This is a genomic window from Pseudomonas sp. TUM22785 (assembly GCF_028198105.1).
GTDB classification, from domain to species: Bacteria; Pseudomonadota; Gammaproteobacteria; order Pseudomonadales; family Pseudomonadaceae; genus Metapseudomonas; species Metapseudomonas solani.
In genome coordinates, this window is sequence record NZ_CP116239.1 from 3909216 (window position 1) to 3926580 (window position 17365).

Here is a 17365-nt window from a genome sequence, read left to right on the forward strand (position 1 = left end):
ATCACGCCCGCCATGGCCCCACGGCCTTCACCCAGCGTGCACAGCCCCCGGAAGCGGAGGCGTAGATGACAAGAACAACAAGGTTTGGGCACAGATGAAACCCGTACGCACGGTGTTGTCCGAGAACTTCTTCCGCCGCTTCAGCGAGGTCTTCGCCCCTCACCTCGGGCCGCTCGGCATCGACCCGCGCGTGCTGGAGCGGGCGGACATCGAGATTCCCGCCGAGCAGTACGTGGCGCTGTGGGAGGCGGCGGCGCAACCCAACCCCAATGTCGGCCTGGAGCTCGCCATGCAGACCGAGGTCGACGACTTCGGCGCCCTCGGCCATGCCCTGGGCTGCGCCGCGAGCGTCGAGGCGGCGTTGCGTACCCTGCACCGCTTCATCGTGGTCTTCGCCCAGGAGTCGCTGTTCGATTTCGCAATCGACGCGCGCACGGTGATGGTGGAATACCGGGTCGGCGCCCCGACCATCCTGCAACGCCGCCAGGACGCGGAATTCGCCATCACCTCCGTGCTGCACATGCTCAACCTGCTCACCGGCCGCAGCCTGCGCCCGCTGCGCATGGACTTCGAACACCCGCGCCCCGCCGACACCGCTGTGCACAAGCGCCTCTTCCAGTGCCCCCTGTACTTCAACCAGCCCAGCAACCGCATCCACCTGCCGGCCGATATCCTCCAGCTGCCGGTGGCCCGGGGCAACGAGCGGCTGTACCGGGCCCTGGAGCCCTACCTGGAGCGGGAGCGCCAGGAGCGCTCGGTGTCCAACGAACTGCTGTCGCAGATCACCCGCCTGATCGCCGCCGACATGAGCAGCGGCGCGCTCTCTCTGACGGATATCTGCGAGCAGCTGGGCCTGAGCCGGCGCACCCTGCAGCGCCGCCTCAAGGACCACGGTATCGAATACTCGGCACTGGTGGAGGACGTGCGCCGCGAGCTGGCCCTGGCCTACATCAAGGATTCGGACTATTCGATGACCGAGATCTCCCTGCTGGTGGGCTACGCCGAATCCGGCTCCTTCACCCGCGCCTTCCGCCGCTGGACCGGCCAATCACCCCAGCAGTACCGCAGCGCCAACCCGCCCCGCACCTGAGCGCCGCCCCCAGTCCGGGCGCGCCGCCACGGATTGGCGCGCACGGCTCAAAAGCTGGCACCTGCGGACAATCCAGCACCACGCCCCGTCGCTAACCTGCCCCTGCCACGCCCACCCGCTCGCCAACGGCCCTCTCCAGGCCCGGCGCCTGGAGCGCCGGCGCCATCGCTGCCTTCCCAATCACACGATCGACAACAAGAGATTGAGAGCATGACCCACGCAGACCCGCGCCTGGACAGCCTGTCCTTCTGGCAGCACGATTTCGGGCCCTACCAGCCCAACCCCGCCCTGAACCAGGACCTGAAGGTGGACGTGGCCGTGATCGGCGGCGGCTTCACCGGCCTCAACAGCGCCTGGCAGTTCAAGCAGGACAACCCCAACGCCCGCGTGGTGGTGCTGGAGACCGCGGTGGTCGGCTTCGGCGCCAGCGGCCGCAACGCCGGCTTCAGCACCAAGCTGTTCGGCCTGGAACCGGAGCTGGTCCTCCTGCGTTGGGGCCGGCAGAAGCTGATCGACGCCCGCCACTACCTGGAGAAGGCCGTGGCCCACACCCGCCACCTGATCGAGGCGCACGGCATCCAGTCCGACTACCGCCATAGCGGCCTGGTGAGCATCAGCTATTCCGCCCCCCAGCAGCGCCGCCTGGAGAAGACCTACGCGCTGCTGCAGGACCTGGGCATCGCCGGCGACCTGACCTGGCAGGACCGATCGAGGGTGCAGCAAGACTTCCACTCCGAGCGCTTCAACGGCGGCATCTACGAGACCAACACCGGGCACCTCAACCCCTGCAAGCAGGTGCGCGGCCTCAAGGGCCTGGCTGAGTCGGCGGGTGTCGCCGTCTACGAAACCACCCCGGTGACGGCCATCGAGCGCCAGACCACGGCCATCGTCATCGACACCCCGGGCGGCCGCATCACCGCGGACAAGCTGGTGGTGGCGACCAACGCCTACTCGCGGCAGGTGCCCGACACCCGCCGCCTGCAGACCCGCCAGTACCCGCTCTGGACCTACCAGGTGGTGACCGAGCGGCTCAGCGAAAAACAGTGGGAGAGCATCGGCTGGAAGGACCGCCAGTGCTTCGGCGACAACCGCCAGATGCTCCACTACTTCCGCCCCACGGTGGACGGGCGGATCGTCATGGGCGGCGGCGACGCGCTGGCCTACCGCACGGCGCCGACGGCCGAGACGCCCTCACCCGCGAGCTGGCAGCACTGCGAAGCCCACCTGAAATGGATCTACCCGCAGCTCAGGGACGTGCGCATCGACTACCGCTGGGGCGGCCCCGTTTCGGTGAACATCGACATGGTGCCGGAGATCAGCTTCATCGACGACGAACGCATCCTCTACTCGGGGGGCTGCTTCGGCCACGGCGTCGCCCTCACCCACCTCAACGGCCGCACCATCGCCGACCTGCTCAATGGCAGGAAGACCGAGCTGACGGACTTCTGGATCGTCAACCGGCACTCCATCTCCATGTCCAGCGACACCCTGTCGTACCTCAGCGGCCGCGCTGCCCGGGGCGCGCTCAAGGCCTGGGACTGGTGGGAGGAACGCAGGCTCCAGCGCAGCTGAGCCGACGCCGCAGCGGCACCCGCTGCGGCCACTTCTCCCCGCTACGCCACCCGCTCCCCTCCCCGCCTGGGCTACGCTTCAAGCAGCCGCGCCCGCCGGGCTCCTCCAGCCATCCACGCGCCGGCCAGCCCGGAGCCCGCAGCATGAATGCCCTGTATTTCTCGCCCCTGCTGTTGAGCATCAACCTGATGGTGGCCAGTGCCCTGGGGTGCACCGCACTCTGGTACTACTCACGGCCCTACCGGGGCCCCGGCGTGTGGACCTGCGGGGTGCTGACGCTGGTGGCCGGGCTGTTCCTGCTGCTGTTCGAAAACACCTCGCTCTACGTGCTCGGCAGCGCCCTGCAGACCGCCGGCGAGGCGATCCTGGTGGTGGGTGTATTCCGCTACCTGGGCCTGGCGGAACCCTGGTGGATAGTGCCCACCAGCGCCAGCCTGATCGGCGTAGCCATGGGCTGGCACAGCTGGGTCGCACCCTTCAACGGCGAACTCATGGTCGCCCTCTCCTCCGGCCTCAGCGCCCTGATCACGGCCCTGGCCAGCCGCGTGCTCTGGGCCGGCCCTGGCGAGCCCGAACTGCGGGGCGTGCGCCGCTTCGTGGCGCTGACCTTCGCCGGCTATGTCCTGGTCAACGTCACCAGCGGGCTGATCGCCATGGCCAACAACCTGCAGGGCATCGAGTTCACGCTGGAGACGACCTCGGTGTCCTACCTGCTGCCGATCAACTTCGGCATCCCGCTGTGGGCCCTGTGCCTCATCGGCCTGGCGCTGCTGACCATGCGCCGCATCCTTCTCGACAGCCAGCACAACGCGCTGGCCGCCAAGGCCAGCGCCCATCGCTTCGAACGGCTCATGGGGGTGACCAATGGCGGCGTCATGCTGCTCAAGGACGGCCACCTGCTGGATGCCAACCCGATGCTGGAAACGCTCTTCGCCCAGCCGCTGACGGAGCTGCTGGGCAAGCCCCTGGCGCACCTGTTCGAAACCTGTGATGACCTTGCCACGCAGATGGCCGACGCCGACAGCCGCCCCCATGACCACCAGGCGATCCGCGGCGACGGCAGCCGCTTCGCTGCCGAACTCAGCGTCGCCGCCCTCGACGACGGCAGCCTGGTGGCGGAGGTCCGTGATGTCAGCCAGCGCAAGGCACTGGAGGAAGAGCTGCGCCAGCTGGCCTTCCGCGACCCGCTGACCGGCGCGCTGAACCGCCGCGCCTTCGCCGAGCGGGCCGAACAGGAGCGGCTGCGCAGCGCTCGCCAACACCGGCCGCTGTGCCTGGCAATCTTCGACCTGGACCACTTCAAGCAGGTCAACGACACCTATGGCCACGCCGTTGGCGACCTGGTGCTGCAGCGCTTCGCCGGGCTGTGCCGGGGCGGCATCCGCCGCACCGATCATTTCGCCCGCTTCGGCGGCGAGGAGTTCGTCCTGCTGCTGCCGGACACCAACCAGAGCCAGGCCAGTGTCCTGCTCGAACGCTTGCGCCAGCACTGGGCCGATGAGCGCCTGGATACCCCGCTGGGCATGCTGCAATCCACTGTGAGCATCGGCCTGGTGCAGATCGACGACGACGCGCCCCTGGAAGCCTGGCTGGAGCGCGCGGATGTAGCGCTGTACAAGGCCAAGAGCGAGGGGAGGAATCGACTGGTTATGGGCTAGGCCACCGCGTCTCCACGCCTCTCCTTCAACTCCGGCACCTGCGGACCTCGACAGTCAGGTAGAAGACATGCCACCTCAGCCCATCATGATGAAGGGCAGTCCCGGGATGAAGATATCCAATGCCCTTCCCCCCTCGAAATGAGCCCCTCCCCACAGGAACAGACAGCCGACGCTGGCAGGCCCTACCGCCTGTGCCGCCCCCGGGCCAGGCTGGTTGGTAACGGTGCGAAACGTCTGGAGTATGGAATTGTGCCTGCGTTGGAAATCACCAGATCGCGAAGCCATGATCGGGTGGTCCGCCAAATGAACAGGCACACCGATCTTGAGTGCGGCGGTAATTACTTGCCTCAAGCTGATAGGACAAACGAACAGGTTGCCATCCGGGCAAGCCGCCTGGATTTGCTGACGCGTCCCACCGTTAGTGGCGATCTGCTGCGCGTTGGCCAGCACGCCGCCGTAATGCGCATCCGCCAGTTCGATGAAGAGGTGGGTAACCAGCCCTGAGTCGATAAGGTCGATGGCCAGTTGGCGACCTTCGGGTTGGGTGTGGTCCTCACCGATGCCCAACGCACCATTCTCCAGGCACCACCACGCGCTGCTGTCATGAACCTGCGGCATCTTCCCTGCTCCTGAAATGGCCGGTCCATGCCCGGGTGAACCTGGTGGTTCTGGCGAATTCCGGCAACTCAACAGTGAAGCGCCGCATCCCGGAATTCGCCAGTCGCCCCGTCAGGCCACCGCCCTCTCCGCGCGCTTCTCTTCCTCCAGCTCGCGCACCAGCGGCAGCACATGCTGGCCGAAGTATTCCACCTCCTCCTGGAAGTGCAGGAAGCCGGAGAGGATCAGGTCCACGCCCACGGCCTTGAGGGCGACGATGCGTTCGGCGATCTGCCGGGGTGTGCCGATGAGGTTGGTCTTGAAGCCGTCGTTGTATTGCACCAGGTCCTCGAAGCTGGACTTGGCCCAGTTGCCTTCGCCCTCGGGGCTGGCGGCGCCGGCGTTCTTCACTTCGGCGCCGAAGGCGTTGACCGCGTCCGGGTTGGCCTTGTCGATGATGTCCTGCAGCACCGCGCGGGCTTCTGCCTCGGTGTCGCGGGCGATGATGAAGGCGTTGACCCCGACCTTCACCGTGTGGCCGTTGGATGCAGCCTTGGCGCGGATGTCGTCGACCTGCGCCTTGATGCCTTCGACGCTGTTGCCGTTGGTGAAGTACCAGTCCGACACGCGCGAAGCCATGTCGCGGGCGGCCCGCGAGCTGCCGCCCTGGAAGATTTCCGGGTGCGGCTGCTGCAGCGGCTTGGGCTTGAGGCTGTAGTTGCGCAAGCGGTAGAAGTCGCCGTTGAAGGTGAAGTCGTCCTGGGTCCAGATGCCCTTAAGGGCGCGGATGAATTCCTCCGAGCGGCGGTAGCGCTCGTCATGGTCCAGCCAGGGTTCGCCGATGGCGTGGAACTCGCCCCGGAACCAGCCGGACACCACGTTGATGGCGATGCGGCCGTTGCTGAGGTGGTCGATGGTGGCCAGCTGCTTGGCCGCCAGCACCGGGTTCCACGGGCCGGGCAGGATGGCGGCGATCACCTTGAGCCGCTCGGTAACGGCCAGCAGCGCGTGGCTGATGGCCACCGATTCGTGCTGGTTCTCGGCGCCGTAGCCGGCGGTGAAGCGGATCTGCGACAGGGCGTAGTCGAAGCCCGCGCGCTCGGCGATCTGCGCCAGCTTGCGGTTGTAGTCGGCGTCCCAACTGGTGCGCTGCTCGATGTTGCTGACCACCAGGCCACCACTGACATTGGGCACCCAGTAGGCGAAGCGGATCGGTTGCTGGCTCATGGCATTGACTCCTCGGGGCTTGGGAATTCAGGCAGCGCGATCGGCCGCGTGGTGGAAGAAGGCGAGCACCGGCTCCAGCGCCCGCTCGATGCGTTCGAACTGGGCGGGGTCGGTGAGTTGGTGATCGGTGAAGGCCTCAGTGGTGGCGTAGAGGCCATAGGGCAAGGTGTGCGCCTGGAAGAAGGCGAACAGCGGGCGCAGCTGGTGGTCGATCACCAGGGCGTGGCGCTCGCCCCCACCAGTGGCGGCCAGCAACACCGGCACGCCCTTGAGGGCCTGGTAGTCCACCAGGTCGAACAGGTGCTTGAACAAGCCGGTGTAGGAAGCGCGATAGACGGGGCTGCCGGCGATGATCAGCTCGGCGTTCTCGATGGCCTGCAGGTGCGGCAGCAGCGCCGGTGAGGCCGTGTCGCGCTCCAGCGAGCCGGCCAATCCCCCGGCGATATCGGCGACACGTATCCAGTGCACCTCGATGGCCAGGCGCGCCTGCAGGCGCTGCACCAGGGCCTGCAGCAACCCATGGGTACGCGACGGGTTGCGCAGGCTGCCCGAGACCACCACCACTCTTATCGTTCGACTCATTCCAACCTCTCGTCACGGTGACGTGCATGTACGAGGGTCAGAGCAGTAGTCGTGCCAATGCAGAAAACACAGCGGACTCAAGCAGATAGGAAAAACCGCCAACAGCTGCGCTGTTGGGTGCCTGGCAGGAATGCTGAACAGCTGTTGCCCCAGCAACAGCTGTTCCCATCCGACACCGGCGCATCCCAGGCGGGGTGGCGGTCGCTTTTTGCATCCACCGGCGCTGCCAAGCCGGGCTGCGAACGGTGGACGGGTGAAGCGTCGTCCACCCTACCGAACCGTCATTCCCACCCGGCACAGACGCATCCCGGGGCGTAGGGTGAAGGTCGCTCTTTACCTCCACCAGCGGTGCCGCGCCGGGCTCCGAATGGTGGACGGGTGAAGCGTCGTCCACCCTACCGGATCGTCATTTCCACCCGGCACAGACGCGCACCGGGCGTAGATACCGTCTTGATCCCTAGTGAGCAAGGGCCAGTTTTACGTCGTACGGCTGGCCCGATTTCAAGACGCCATAAGCGATGTTCAGCAGCTTACGCATCGCTGCGCAGATGATCTGCATGCCGGTCTTGCCCTTGGCTCTGAGGCGTTCTCTCATCGCTTTGATCGCCCCGTTGTGCTGCAGGGCGCAAACGGCAGGCATGTACAGCCCAGCACGTAGCCGCGATGAGCCCATCTTGGAAATGCGGGTCTGCCCCCGGTATTTACCAGACTCCTGCAAACGCGGGTTGAGCCCGGCAAAGGCGGTAATCGCGCGGCTGCTGGTGAAGCGATGAGGGTCGCCCAGCTCCGCCAGGATCAGGGCGGCTGTCTTGTCCGCGATGCCATCGATGCTGGTCAACAGATCACGTTTGCCGCGCAGATCCGGGTCATTGTCGATGTGGTCGTTGATGGCCTTGAGGGTTTCCTCGATCTGTTGCTCGATGTGCCGCAACACTGAGCGGATCGACTCCTGCACGCTGGTATCAGCCACCTCCAGGCGATTGCTCTCCATCTGCTGGATTTCCTGCAGATCCGCCAGGCGCCGCATCAGTGCTTTCAGGCGCCGTATGGCGCGAGGTTCAGGCTGCCAGGGCCGTAGCTCGTCTTGGTGGCGCTCGCCGTATTCGGCGATCAGCTTGGCGTCGACCTTGTCAGTTTTCACTCGCTGCAGCTGACTGCGGGCGTAGTGAGCGATTTGCGCTGGGTTGAGGACGCAGACCCGATAGTTCTGCTCCAGCAGCCATTCGGCCAGGGCTTCATGGTGGATGCCGGTGGCTTCCATCACGACCCAGGCACCCGCCTCGCTGTGCTTATGCAGCCATTCCTGCAGCGTGCGAAAGCCCGCCTCGTTGTTGGCCAGCTTGGCCTTGGTGCGGTACTTGCCGTTCGCCTGCAGGGTGGCGATATCGAACGTGTGCTTCGCAATGTCGACACCAATGACACTGGGCATGTGTGCTCCTCCTGATCGTTCCAAATGCGATCATCACTGCACCCGGCCCAACCTTGTGAATGCGAGCTCTGGGCTCAAGATACCGTTCGGGCTGTTCGAGTGAGTGTGGAGGGGCGGAGCACTATCTACGTCGCAGGCTCAGGGCCTAAGGGTGGACACGACTTCCAGCCCCTCCCCCGATGATCAGTCGGGAACTATTACCCCTGATGGGGTAGTTAGTCGAGATACAAGGGTGGAGGTCGCTCTTTACCTCCACCAGCGGTGCCGAGCCGGGCTCCGAATGGTGGACGGGTGAAGCGTCGTCCACCCTACCGGACCGTCATTCCCACCCGGCACAGACGCATCCCGGGGCGTAGGGTGGAGGTCGCTCTTTACCTCCACCAGCGGTGCCGCGCCGGGCTCCGAATGGTGGACGGGTGAAGCGTCGTCCACCCTACCGAACCGTCATTCCCACCCAACACCGGCGCATCCCGGGGCGTAGGGTGGAGGTCGCTTTTTACCTCCACCGGCGGTGCCGCGCCGTGCCCCGAATGGTGGACGGAGGGAGCGTCGTCCACCCTACCGGTCATGGCGCGACGCCGGGTTCGGGGTCTTCGTCGCGGCGGTATATCCAGCGGTACAGCGCCGGCAGCACCAGCAGGGTGAGCACGGTGGAAGAGAGAATCCCACCGATCACCACCGTCGCCAGCGGGCGCTGCACTTCGGCGCCGGTGCCGGTGGCCAGGGCCATGGGCACGAAGCCGAGGGAGGCCACCAGCGCCGTCATCAGCACCGGGCGCAGGCGCGTCAGGGCGCCTTCGATAACGGCCTCATGCAACGGGCGGCCTTCTTCGCGCAGGTTGCGGATGAAGGCGATCATCACCAGGCCGTTGAGCACCGCCACACCGGACAGGGCGATGAAGCCCACCCCCGCCGAGATCGACAGCGGGATGTCCCGCAGCCACAGCGCCAGCACGCCGCCGGTGAGGGCGAAGGGAATGCCGGTGAACACCAGCAGCCCGTCGCGGATGTTGTTGAACATCATGAACAGCAGCACGAAGACCAGCAGCAGCGCCACCGGCACCACCACCTGCAGGCGCTTGGCCGCCGATTGCAGTTGTTCGAACTGCCCGCCCCAGGTGGTCCAGTAGCCGGCGGGCACCTTCACTTCGCGCTCCAGGCGGCTGGCCGCCTCCTCCACGAAGGAGCCGATATCACGCCCGCGCACGTTGGCGCTGACCACCACCAGGCGCTTGCCGTTCTCGCGGCTGACCTGGTTGGGGCCGAGCACCAGGTCGAGGCTGGCCACTTCCGCCAGGCTGATGAAGGCGATGCGCTCCGAGCCGCTGCCCGGCAACGGCGGCACCGGGATGAGCAGGCGCGAGAGGCCGTCGATATCGGTGCGCAGCGGGTCGGCCAGGCGCACCACCATGTCGAAGCGGCGGTCGCCCTCGAACAGCGTGCCCGCCTTCTGCCCACCCACCGCCACGGCGATGGTGTCCTGCACGTCGCCGGCATTGAGGCCGTAGCGCGCGGCCTTGTCGCGGTCGATGTTGATGGTCAGCACCGGCAGGCCCGAGGTCTGCTCCACCTTGACCTCCGAGGCGCCGGCAACGCCTTCCAGGGCCTGGGCTATCTCGCCGGCGGTGCGGTTGAGCACGGCCATGTCGTCGCCGAAGACCTTCACCGCCACGTCGCTGCGCACGCCGGAGATCAGCTCGTTGAAGCGCAGCTGGATGGGCTGCGACAGCTCGTGGTTGCTGCCCGGCACCGAGGCGGCGACGCGCTGCAGGTCGGCGATGATCGCCTCACGAGGCTTGCCCGGGTCGGGCCACTGGTCCTTGGGCTTGAGCATCACGTAGGCGTCGGAGATGTTCGGCGGCATCGGGTCGGAGGCGATCTCCGCGGTGCCGGTGCGGGCGAACACCCGCTCGATTTCCGGCACCTGGGCGATCAGCGCCTTTTCCAGGCGCGCCTGCATGTCCACCGACTGGGTGAGGCTGGTGCCGGGTACCCGCAGCGCCTGCAGGGCGAAGTCCCCCTCGCTGAGGCTGGGCACGAACTCGCTGCCCATGCGGCTGGCCAGCACGCCGGACATCAGCACCAGCAGCAAGGCACCGCCGAACACCGGCACGCGGTGGCCCATCACCCAGCCCAGCACCGGCTCATAGCCACGGCGTGCCAGGCGCATCACGGCGTTCTCCTCCTCCTTGACCTTGCCGGTGACGAACAGCGCGATGGCCGCCGGCACGAAGGTCACCGAGAGGATCATCGCCCCCAGCAGCGCCGTGACCACGGTGAAGGCCATGGGGTGGAACATTTTCCCCTCCACCCCGGTGAGGGCGAAGATCGGCAGGTACACGACCATTATGATCAGCTGGCCGAAGATCAGCGCGCGGCGCGCTTCCTTCGACGCGGCGAACACCTCGTGCAGGCGCTCGGAGCGGGTCAGCATGCGGCCGTGGTGCTGCTGCGCATGGGCCAGGCGGCGGATGGCGTTCTCCACGATCACCACCGCGCCGTCGACGATGATGCCGAAGTCCAGCGCACCCAGGCTCATGAGGTTGGCGCTGACCTTGTTGCCGAACATGCCGGTGAAGGTGAACAGCATCGACAGCGGGATCACCATCGCGGTGATCAGCGCTGCACGGATGTTGCCGAGGAACAGGAAGAGCACCGCCACCACCAGGATGGCGCCCTCGATGAGGTTCTTCTTCACCGTGGCGATGGCCTTGTCCACCAGCTGGGTGCGGTCGTAGACCGGCACCGCGACCACGCCCTCGGGCAGCGAGCGGTTGATTTCATCGAGGCGCGCCGCCACCGCCTGGGAAACGGCGCGGCTGTTCTCGCCGATGAGCATGAACACCGTGCCCAGCACCACCTCGCGGCCGTTCTCGGTGGCTGCCCCGGTGCGCAGCTCGCGGCCGATCTGCACTTCGGCCACCTGGCTGACGCGGATCGGCGTGCCCACCACATTGGCGATGACGATGTTGGCGATGTCGGCCAGGTCCTTCACCTGCCCCGGCGCACGCACCAGCAGCTGCTCGCCGTTGCGCTCGATGAAACCGGCGCCGACGTTGGCGTTGTTGCGCTCCAGGGCCGTGAGCAGGTCCACCAGGGTCAGGCCGTAGGCGGCCAGGCGCTTGGGATCGGGGGCGACCTGGAATTCCTTGGCGTAGCCGCCGATGGTGTTGATCTCCGCCACGCCGGGCACGTTGCGCAGCTGCGGCTTGATGATCCAGTCCTGGATCACCCGCAGGTCGGTGGGCGTGTAGGCCGTGCCGTCCTCCTTCAGGGCGCCGGCCTCGGCTTCCACCGTCCACAGGAAGATCTCGCCGAGGCCGGTGGAAATCGGCCCCATCACCGCCTCGGCGCCTTCGGGCAACTGCTCCCGGGCCACCTGCAGGCGCTCGTTGATCAGCTGCCGGGCGAAGTACAGGTCGGTGCCGTCCTCGAAGATCACCGTGACCTGGGAGAAGCCCGAGCGCGACAGCGAGCGGGTCTGCTTCAGGTGCGGCAGGCCGGCCATGGCCGTCTCGATGGGAAAGGTGATGCGCTGCTCGGTTTCCAGCGGCGAGAAGCCGGCGGCGGCGGTGTTGATCTGCACCTGCGCGTTGGTGATATCGGGTACGGCATCGATGGGCAGCTTCTGGTAGCTGGCGACGCCAAGCCCGGCCATGGCCAACACCAGCAGCAACACGATGATGCGCTGCTCGATGGCGAACTGGATGATGCGTTCGAACATGTCGTGGTCTCGTGGTGGCGGTCAGTGGGCGTGGTCGGCCGAGCCCTTGCCCAGCTCCGACTTGAGGATGAAGCTGCCCTCGGCGGCCACGGCGGTGCCGGCGGCCAGGCCTTCGGTCACCTCGACGAAGCCGTCGCTGCGGGTGCCGAGGCTGACGGGCTGAGCGACGAAGCCTTGCGCCACCTGCACGAACACGCTGGGGCGCTCCTCGATGCTCTGCACCGCCTGCTCCGGCACGGTGACGCCGGCCTGGCTGGAAGCGGTCGCCAGCTCAATGCTGACGAACAGCCCCGGGCGCCAGGCGCCTTCCGGGTTCTTCAGCACCGCCCGCGCCGTGGCGGTGCGGGTCTGCTCGCCCAGCAGGTTGCCGATATAGGCCACCTGCCCGAGCACCTCGCTGCCCAGCTCCGGCGAGATGACCTTCACCGCGCGGCCCACCCGGGCCTCGCCCAGGTCCTTGGGCGAGAGGCTGAAGGTGGCCCACACCTGGCTGAGGTCGGACAGGGTGAAGGCGTTGCTCGCCTCGCTCACCACCTCGCCGGGCACCAGGTGCTTCTCCACCACCGTGCCGGCGAAGGGCGCGCGCAGCTCGTAGCGGTTGCCCTGGGCCTGTTGCCCGGCGCCGCCCACCGCAGCCAGCTTCTGCCGGGCGTTGGCGACGGCGATCTCGGCTTCCTGCAGGGCCTGCCGCGCCTGGAGGAAGTCCTGCTCGGCGGAGATGCCCTCCTTCCACAGCTGCTGCTCGCGCTGGTGGGTGGTGCGGGCCAGCTCGGCGCGGCGCTCGGCGGCGGCCAGTTCACTGCGCTGCTCGGACAGCTGCGGGCTGGCGATCACCGCCAGCAGTTGGCCCTTCTCCACCTGCTGCCCGAGGTTCACCGCCACGCTTTCCACCACCCCCGACGTGCGCGGCACCAGGTGGGCGGTGCGGTCCTCGTCGAAACGGATCTCCCCCGGCAGCTTCACCCGCGTATCCAGGCTGCGGGCCTGGGCGGTGGCCAGGCGGATGCCGGCAGCGGTTATCTGCTCGGCGCTCAGGGCCAGCAGGCCCTCCTCCTTGGCGTACTCGAAACGTGCGGTGCGGCCCTCGCGCTCCACCTCCAGGGTGGCGCTGAAGAAATGCGGCTCGGCGATGCCCGCCGGGCTGACGAAGGCGCCGTCACGAGGGGTGAACGCCAGCACCTGGGTCTCCCCCGAGGCGCGCCGCACGCTCATCGACACCCGGCTCTGCCCGTCGGCGGCGATGCGGCTGCCGGCGCGGGACAGGTAGACGGACATGGGCACGCGGCCGTCGACGCTTTCCGGCGCCACCAGCTCGACATCGAGGTCGTCGGCGCGGAACAGCTCGCCGCCGTTGGGGCCGCGCGCGGCGGGTTTCGCATCGTCGTGGCCGTCCTCCTCGTCGTGCCCGGCCTCGTCGTGGCCGGCATGCGCCTTGGCGCCCTCCCCGACCGCACCACCGGGCATGAATGCAACCGCGCCGGCAACCACGCCGATCCCCGTTGCGAAGGCGATCGCCAGGGCCAATTTCCTGCTCATAGGTACTCCCGAAATTCAAAAGACAGGGCCCACGCCGGGCGGCGCGGGTGATGGATGGGCCGCGCCCTCAGGCGGCGGGGCCGCCAAGGGCGGTGACGTCGCCGTAGATGCGCTCCAGGCGCACCCAGGCTTCGGTGGCCGAGGCCAGTGCCTGCACGTAGCCGCTGCGTGCCTGGATCAGCGTGCGCTGGGCGTCCAGCACATCGAGGAAAGCCAACTTGCCCATCTCGAAGCCACGGCTGGTGCTGTCCACCGCGCTGCTGGCGGCGGGCAGGATGGTGGCGCTGAAGGCTTCCACCTCGGCGCTCGCCGCCTGCCATTGCTCCAGGGCTTCGCGCACCTCGCCACGCAGGCGCCATTCGACGGCGCGGCGCTGGTCCCGCGCCTGGTCGGCACGGCGGGCCGCCGCCAGGACGTTGCCCTGATTACGGTTGAACAAGGGGATGGGCATGGACAGCCCCACCACGTTCACCCGCTCGCGGTCCTCGGCGCTGTACTGGCTGCCGAGGCTGACGCTGAGGTCGGGGATGCGCTGGGCCTTCTCCAACTCGAAGGCGGCGTCCTGCTGGTCGATGCCCATCTGCGCCAGGCGCAGCTCGGCGCTCTCGGCCAGCGCGCCCAGCAGGCGAGCGCCAGGCGGAATGCCCGGCAGCGCCGCGGCGTCGCCGGCCAGGGCCACCGGCGCGGCGACGTCAGCGCCCAGCACCCGCTGCAACTGGGTTGTCGCGCGGGCCTGCTCCTGCAGGGCACGGCGCAGCTCCAGGGCGATCTCGGCGCGCTGCACCTGGGCCCGGGTGAGTTCGATGGGCGACACCTTGCCGGCCTTGACCCGGCCCTCGGCGATGACCACGCCGCGCCCCGCCAGCGCCTGGGATTGCTCGGCCAGCCCGACCCGCACCTGCGCCTGCAGCAGGCCCTGGAAGGCCTGGATGACCTCCGCCCGCAGCGCATTGCGGCTGCGCTCCAGCTCGAGCCCGGCGGCATCGATGCCCCGCTCGGCGAGCGTCGTCCTCGCGCTCCGCTTGCCGCCCAGCTCGATGGGCTGGGTGATCTGCACGGTGGTGGTGCGGGTAGCGCTGCGGGTGTCTTCCTGCTCCCAGGAAAGCTCCGGGTTGGGCAGCAGCGCCGCCTGCTGGCGCTCGCCCTCGGCGATGCCCAGGGCCCAGCCCGCCGCGGCGAGATCGGGGTTGTTGCGCTGCGCCTGCTCCAGCGCATCGGCCAGGGTCAAGGCGGTGGGGGCGGCGAACGCCTGCCCCAGGGAAAGGCCCAGGCCGAGGGTGCACGCCAGGGCGCAGCGCCGGAAACCGGCCGGTAATTGATCGATGACAGACACAGGTCGCTCCACTCCAAAGACCCAGAACAGGCACCGGCCACCCGAGGGGTGGATGAACGCCGGATACGCAATGGAGGGGCAATCTAGTGGGCAGGCCTTATCGTCAAGGTGACTGCAAAATTACAAATATGTAATCAACCGGCATTTAACAAAGTGCCTGTATTAACATGTGCCGGCCGAGTGATTGACCGTTGAACTTCGTCATGACTCGTAACACATAACCGCGCAACTTTTCGGCCACCGCGACTGACGATCCAGCGCCACCCAGCCGACAAGTGCGACAGCTTGCCGCACCCGTGCCAGCCGCACCAGGCGGGGCTTGACCCTGCAGCAACTACAGCCTTTAGCCTCCGCACAACAACAACGAAGCGGCCTCTATCCGCTCGCGATGAATTCATACAAGCCGCGCGCTTGAATCAATTGAACCTCGAACTTCCAGGTAACTTGAATATGCGAATCCTGATTATCGAGGACGAGCCTAAAACTGCCGATTACTTGCACCAGGGCCTCAGTGAAAGTGGCTATGTAACCGACCGTGCCGCCACCGGTATCGATGGCCTTCATCTAGTCCGCCAGCACGCCTATGACCTGGTGATACTGGATGTGAACCTGCCCGAGATCGACGGCTGGGGCGTGCTGGAAAACATCCGCCGCACCAGCAACACGCGGGTGATGATGCTCACCGCCCGGGGCCGCCTGGCGGACAAGGTGCGGGGCCTGGACCTGGGCGCCGACGACTACCTGGTCAAGCCCTTCGAATTCCCCGAGCTGCTGGCGCGGGTGCGCTCGCTGCTGCGCCGCACCGAGCAGGTGCCCATCCCCGACGTGCTCAAGGTCTCCGACCTGGAGCTGGACCCGGGCCGCCACCGCGCCTTCCGCGGCGAGCAGCGCATCGACCTGACCACCAAGGAGTTCGCCCTGCTGCACCTGCTGATGCGCCGCTCGGGCGAGGTGCTGTCGCGCACCCAGATCATCTCGCTGGTGTGGGACATGAACTTCGACTGCGACACCAATGTGGTGGAGGTCTCCATCCGCCGCCTGCGGGCGAAGATCGACGACCCCTTCGACAACAAGCTGATCCACACCCTGCGCGGCGTCGGCTACGTGCTGGAGGACCGCCCATGAAGCCCGCCAGCCTGTCGCTGCGCCTGGGGGTTTCGGTGGCACTCATGGGCGCCGCGCTGGTGGTGCTGCTGGCGGTGGCGGCCTATTTCGCGCTGCTCCATGAACTCTCGTCCCTGGCCCGCGACGGCCTGCGGGACAAGATCGAGCAGATCGAACACCGCCTGGAGGAAGACCGCCTCACTCCCACCGGCCTGCTCGGCAAGCCCCACGGCCTGCTCGACCTGGTGCTCGGCCACGACAACCTGCAACTGGCCATCTACCAGGCCGGCGCCAACGGCCGCCTATTGCTGGACGTGAGCGACCGCGCCCTGGCCAGCGGCCCGCTGCCGGCGGTGGCGGAGGTGATCCGCTACCACGAGGCCCGCGACGACTTCGGCCACGCCACCCTCACCGCCGCCACCAAGGTGCGCCTGGATGACGGCACGCCGGTGATCATCCAGCTGACCATGGACCGCACCGCCGACCAGACGCTGCTCAACGCCTACCTGCGCTCGACGCTCTATGCCCTGCCCCTGCTGTTGCTGGTGATCGGCATGGGCGCCTGGTGGATCGTCCAGCGTGGGCTGCGGCCGTTGCGCCAGTTCCGCAAGGTGGCCTCGCTGGTGTCCACCCAGGACCTGACCCACCGCATCCCCGTGGAGCGCCTGCCCCAGGAACTGGCCGACCTGGCCCAGGGCATCAACTTCATGCTCCATCGCCTGGACGGCGGCGTGCAGCAGCTTTCGCAGTTCTCCGACGACCTCGCCCACGAGCTGCGCTCGCCCATCACCAACCTGATGGGCAAGGCCCAGGTGACCCTCTCCCGCGAGCGGCCGCCGGAGGCCTACAAGGAGGTGCTGGAGTGCTGCACCGAGGAGCTGGGGCGGGTCACCCGCATCGTCACCGACATGCTGTTTCTGGCCCACGTCAGCCACCCCGCCTCCCTGGTGCCCTTCGAGAGCATCACGCTGGAAGACGAGGCACGGCGCGTGGCCGATCTGTTCAGCATCTCGGCGGAGGAGCGACGCATCGACATCGCCGTGGCCGGCAGCGGCACCACCCGGGGCGACCGGCTGATGATCCAGCGCGCGCTGTCCAACCTGCTGTCCAACGCCATCCGCCACAGCCCGGCCGGCAGCCAGATCTCCATCGTCATCGAACGGCACACGGACAAGGTCTCCATCGCCGTGGGCAACCCCGGCATCGGCATCCCCGCCCAGCACCTGCCGCACCTCTTCGAGCGCTTCTACCGGGTGGACAGCGGCCGCTCCCGCGCCGAGGGCGGCACAGGCCTGGGGCTGGCCATCGTGCGTTCGATCATGAGCCTGCACCAGGGCAGCGTCGAAGCCAGCAGCCTGCCGGGCAGCTTCACCCTGTTCCGTTTGGTGTTTCCCGCACGGGGGTGAGCAGGGACCAGCGCAAACCGTAGGATGGGTAGAGCGAAGCGAAACCCATGCTGCCGGGGTTGCCAATGGGCACGGTGCGGACGGGGCCTTGGATCGATGGGTTTCGC

Annotated in this window: 12 protein-coding genes; 5 read left to right on the forward strand and 7 right to left on the reverse strand. The window is 67.4% G+C overall.

The window, feature by feature from the left end; genetic code table 11:
- The first annotated feature begins 94 nt into the window (after positions 1-94).
- From qhpR to PI990_RS17700, 3 genes are all read left to right on the forward strand, one after another.
- Complete coding sequence (gene qhpR, locus PI990_RS17690; protein WP_271657920.1) at positions 95-1090, forward strand: AraC-like transcriptional regulator QhpR; 996 nt, start codon at positions 95-97, stop codon at positions 1088-1090.
- Positions 1091-1300: 210 nt separating this feature from the next.
- A complete protein-coding gene (locus PI990_RS17695) occupies positions 1301-2662 on the forward strand; it encodes an NAD(P)/FAD-dependent oxidoreductase (protein WP_271657921.1) in 1362 nt (453 codons plus the stop codon).
- Positions 2663-2805: 143 nt separating this feature from the next.
- Positions 2806-4320 carry a sensor domain-containing diguanylate cyclase gene (locus PI990_RS17700; RefSeq protein WP_271657922.1) on the forward strand — a complete coding sequence of 505 codons (1515 nt, stop codon included), beginning with the start codon at positions 2806-2808 and terminating at the stop codon, positions 4318-4320.
- 75 nt (positions 4321-4395) lie between these two features.
- Here the strand turns inward: PI990_RS17700 and PI990_RS17705 are convergent, their stop codons facing one another.
- The 7 genes from PI990_RS17705 to PI990_RS17735 all read right to left on the reverse strand — a co-directional run bounded on the left by PI990_RS17705 (position 4396) and on the right by PI990_RS17735 (position 14739).
- The gene (locus PI990_RS17705; protein ID WP_271657923.1) at positions 4396-4938 is read right to left on the reverse strand and encodes a hypothetical protein; all 543 of its coding nucleotides are present in this window, start codon (positions 4936-4938) and stop codon (positions 4396-4398) included.
- Positions 4939-5049: 111 nt separating this feature from the next.
- On the reverse strand, positions 5050-6144 hold the full coding sequence (sfnG, locus tag PI990_RS17710) for a dimethylsulfone monooxygenase SfnG (RefSeq protein WP_271657924.1): 1095 nt from the start codon (positions 6142-6144) through the stop codon (positions 5050-5052).
- 27 nt (positions 6145-6171) lie between these two features.
- On the reverse strand, positions 6172-6726 hold the full coding sequence (msuE, locus tag PI990_RS17715) for an FMN reductase (RefSeq protein ID WP_184489824.1): 555 nt from the start codon (positions 6724-6726) through the stop codon (positions 6172-6174).
- Between the two features lie 457 nt (positions 6727-7183).
- Complete coding sequence (locus tag PI990_RS17720) at positions 7184-8155, reverse strand: IS110 family transposase (RefSeq protein WP_271657925.1); 972 nt, start codon at positions 8153-8155, stop codon at positions 7184-7186.
- A 565-nt stretch (positions 8156-8720) separates the two neighbouring features.
- The gene (locus PI990_RS17725; protein ID WP_271657926.1) at positions 8721-11879 is read right to left on the reverse strand and encodes a CusA/CzcA family heavy metal efflux RND transporter; all 3159 of its coding nucleotides are present in this window, start codon (positions 11877-11879) and stop codon (positions 8721-8723) included.
- Positions 11880-11900: 21 nt separating this feature from the next.
- A complete protein-coding gene (locus PI990_RS17730; protein WP_333945564.1) occupies positions 11901-13391 on the reverse strand; it encodes an efflux RND transporter periplasmic adaptor subunit in 1491 nt (496 codons plus the stop codon).
- A 91-nt stretch (positions 13392-13482) separates the two neighbouring features.
- Positions 13483-14739, reverse strand: a complete 1257-nt coding sequence (locus tag PI990_RS17735; protein ID WP_442969342.1) for a TolC family protein — start codon at positions 14737-14739, stop codon at positions 13483-13485.
- A 459-nt stretch (positions 14740-15198) separates the two neighbouring features.
- On the opposite strand from PI990_RS17735, the gene PI990_RS17740 reads away from it, so the two are divergent.
- The gene (locus PI990_RS17740) at positions 15199-15873 is read left to right on the forward strand and encodes a heavy metal response regulator transcription factor (protein WP_043245376.1); all 675 of its coding nucleotides are present in this window, start codon (positions 15199-15201) and stop codon (positions 15871-15873) included.
- Positions 15870-17258 carry a heavy metal sensor histidine kinase gene (locus PI990_RS17745; RefSeq protein WP_271657927.1) on the forward strand — a complete coding sequence of 463 codons (1389 nt, stop codon included), beginning with the start codon at positions 15870-15872 and terminating at the stop codon, positions 17256-17258. Before PI990_RS17740 ends, PI990_RS17745 begins: the two co-directional genes overlap by 4 nt.
- Positions 17259-17365 lie beyond the last annotated feature (107 nt).

What these genes read in the sequence shown, in the direction of transcription:
- PI990_RS17745 (WP_271657927.1), top strand. Translation starts at nt 15,870, where the DNA reads ATGAAGCCCGCCAGCCTGTCGCTGCGCCTGGGGGTTTCGGTGGCACTC.
- PI990_RS17720 (WP_271657925.1), bottom strand. Translation starts at nt 8,155, where the DNA reads ATGCCCAGTGTCATTGGTGTCGACATTGCGAAGCACACGTTCGATATC.
- qhpR (WP_271657920.1), top strand. Translation starts at nt 95, where the DNA reads ATGAAACCCGTACGCACGGTGTTGTCCGAGAACTTCTTCCGCCGCTTC.
- PI990_RS17700 (WP_271657922.1), top strand. Translation starts at nt 2,806, where the DNA reads ATGAATGCCCTGTATTTCTCGCCCCTGCTGTTGAGCATCAACCTGATG.
- msuE (WP_184489824.1), bottom strand. Translation starts at nt 6,726, where the DNA reads ATGAGTCGAACGATAAGAGTGGTGGTGGTCTCGGGCAGCCTGCGCAAC.
- sfnG (WP_271657924.1), bottom strand. Translation starts at nt 6,144, where the DNA reads ATGAGCCAGCAACCGATCCGCTTCGCCTACTGGGTGCCCAATGTCAGT.
- PI990_RS17740 (WP_043245376.1), top strand. Translation starts at nt 15,199, where the DNA reads ATGCGAATCCTGATTATCGAGGACGAGCCTAAAACTGCCGATTACTTG.
- PI990_RS17695 (WP_271657921.1), top strand. Translation starts at nt 1,301, where the DNA reads ATGACCCACGCAGACCCGCGCCTGGACAGCCTGTCCTTCTGGCAGCAC.
- PI990_RS17705 (WP_271657923.1), bottom strand. Translation starts at nt 4,938, where the DNA reads ATGCCGCAGGTTCATGACAGCAGCGCGTGGTGGTGCCTGGAGAATGGT.
- PI990_RS17725 (WP_271657926.1), bottom strand. Translation starts at nt 11,879, where the DNA reads ATGTTCGAACGCATCATCCAGTTCGCCATCGAGCAGCGCATCATCGTG.